The sequence below is a fragment of the Candidatus Cloacimonadota bacterium genome (assembly GCA_020532355.1).
Classification (GTDB): Bacteria; Cloacimonadota; Cloacimonadia; order Cloacimonadales; family Cloacimonadaceae; genus UBA5456.
The window spans coordinates 1-2,838 of sequence record JAJBBD010000284.1 but is presented as its reverse complement, the minus strand read 5'-3'; the positions used below and the strand labels follow the sequence as shown (position 1 = coordinate 2,838).

Genomic DNA, 2,838 nt, shown 5'->3' with positions numbered 1-2,838 from the left:
TGAAGCAATACTCAACTTACTAAAAGACGAGGAGAAATGGCTTAAGCACCTAATCTCTGCTGCTGACAGAGTTCAATCAGAGACAAAAATTGAATTGATAGGCGAGGTGCTTGAGCATGAGTACAAAGACAGATCTGTGTTGTTGTTTACTGAATACAAGGCTACACAAAGCAAGGTAATCAACCTGCTGATCAAGCGTTATGGAAAGGATTCGGTCGTATTCATCAATGGTGACGAGATGCTGGAGGACTTGGATTATGGTGATGGAGTTAAACGAACTGTACGAGTTACTCGAGGCGAGGCTGCTGATAGATTCAATGAGGGGACGGCCAGGTTCTTAGTATCGACTGAAGCTGCTGGAGAAGGGATCGACCTCCAAGAAAACTGTCACTCTATGATCCACATAGATCTGCCGTGGAATCCTATGAGACTTCATCAACGGGTTGGCAGGTTGAATCGTTACGGGCAGAAAGAGCAAGTCGAAGTCATCACCCTTCGCAATCCAGACACCGTAGAGGCTCGTATTTGGGACAAGCTGAACTCGAAGATTCAGTCAATCATGACGGCATTCAGCAGCTTCATGGATGATCCTGAGGATTTATATAGTCTCATTTTGGGAATGACACCCCAAAGTATGTTTACAAACTTGTTTTCTGATACTGCATCGGCAACAAAAGACAATTTCTCCAAGTGGTTTGATGATAAAACCGCTACATTTGGGGGAGAAGATGTCATTGATACCGTTAAACAGCTATTCGGTAACTGTGCCAAATTTGACTACCAACAGGCTAAGCTGGACATTCCAAGGCTAGACTTACCGGATCTAAAACCTTTCTTTGAGGCTATGCTGATCTTTAACAGGAAAAGAAGTAAAGAGAATGAAGATGGCTCAATTAGTTTTAAAACTCCAGACGAATGGAGGGATGCTATTGGAGTTCAAAAGGAATATACTGATATTGTGTTTGAACGGAATGGGGATATTAAGCGTAAACTCGACAAGATCTTTGGGGTGGGGCATGTGGTGGTTGATAAGGCTATCAAACAGGCACTGAATATCAAGGACAGCATATGTGTCGTATCTCAAAATGATCTTTCAACACCTTTGTATCTAATTAAAGCCAGAGATAGGATCACTAACACAGGAGAATCAATAAGATTTCTGATTTTTGGTTTAACAAAAGATCCCCAAGGGTGGGAAGTTCTGAAGGATTGGGAGTTGATTAATATACTTAATCCACTTGTTTCTAAGTATCAGCTTCATCGAAAGACATACAATCCTGAGATCCCACCTGAAGTCATGCAACGAGAAATCCAAGAAGTGATGAAGTATTTTGCCGAGACAGGGTATTATAGTTCCCTACCATTTAAAGCGCCTCACATTGAAATCGAAGCTATACTTCATTCAGGTATAGATAACGAGTTATCCTGACACAATCGAACTATGATCGAATGCGACACCTCCCATATAGCATTTTTCGATGAATCAAATTGGAACAAGGGGCGATTCCGTTCAATATCTATGATAAGTATAAAACATTCTGATTATGTAAGGTTAAGTCCACAATTATCTGAAATATCGACCGGAAAACATCGGGAAATGAAGTGGACGAATATTGATATTGATACTGGCATACAAGTCGTTGGTTTTGTTTTTGAGAACCTTCATGTGATGAGAATTGATGTCCTAACTTGGGATACTGATGATAGCAGGCACAAGGGCGTTATAGGAAGAGATGACGAGCAAAATCTACAACGTTTATACTTCCGGCTTATGAAAACCGTCATGCGGGACAGATGGCCAAATGATGCTACATGGACGCTATGTCCAGATGAGCACGATTGTATATCATGGAAGACCATAAAGGAATACCTTGATGATCACAGTTGGGATGTTCAGACTATCCCATTTGATACAAACCCGTTTCATTTCTCATTCATTAACAGATACATAAATAAGGAGATTGTCCCGTATCATTCGCACCAAGAGCCTTTCATACAGCTAGCGGATTTTTTTGCTGGTACTGCATCATACTCATTCAAATGTTTCGATAAATTAGCACACTGGAAAGAAGCAAACACTATCCAAACAACGATTTTCGATAGTATCGGGGAAGAAACTCACTCTGTAGAACTATCAAGAAATGATCGAGTACGCATCCCTTTAGTTTGGGAGATAAAAAGACAGGCTTCTCAGCGTAAAATGGGCATTTCCCTAAACAGCGCTTCAGGATTGGTAACATGGAATCCTATAAACCACCTAAACTTTTGGCGTTACAAGCCCCAACACGAGAGAGATAAAGCCCCGACAAGACAGCAGTCTAATCGATAGTGAAAGGGTGGTTCCGCCTGTAGCGTGGGTGTTTTGCAAGTACTTCGGTTGATTTTACGATCAACTCGACTAGGCAAGAAATGAAAAAGCACCGATGTCAATTTGTGTTTGACAAATCAGTGTCACAACCTGACAAATATGAGTCATGATTTGACAAAAAGCTGTCACTTCTGATTAGCTCTTGATTACGATGATTTGACAAAATGGTGTCACAAACTGAGGCATTTCCGTTGTTTTGTCAAGTGGGTGTCACGATTTGACATTTGGGGTGTCACTTTATACCTTCCTCCTCTACAGAGGAAACAGCCGGCCTTGCCCCGTTAATTAAACCATATCATTTCACCCTTTACCCCCTTCCCAATATTTTTACTTGACAGTATGTCAACTCTTTTTACAGTTGTGCTGTAAACTAAGGATTCAGGAGAAGGAAATATGCCTGAAAAGCTATATCGCAAGATGCATGAGTTTGTAACGGAGCGCTTCGATTTGAATCGTGTCTTGGAGCCTCT

General features: G+C 41.2%; 2 protein-coding genes. Both read left to right on the top strand.

The annotated features are described in order from the left end of the window. The coding region (locus LHW48_09925; GenBank protein MCB5260766.1) for an SWF/SNF helicase family protein at nucleotides 1–1,429 on the top strand (1,429 nt) is incomplete at its 5' end. Nucleotides 1,430–1,441: 12 nt separating this feature from the next. Further along, the gene (locus LHW48_09920; GenBank protein MCB5260765.1) at nucleotides 1,442–2,329 is read left to right on the top strand and encodes a DUF3800 domain-containing protein; all 888 of its coding nucleotides are present in this window, start codon (nucleotides 1,442–1,444) and stop codon (nucleotides 2,327–2,329) included. Nucleotides 2,330–2,838: the final 509 nt, after the last annotated feature.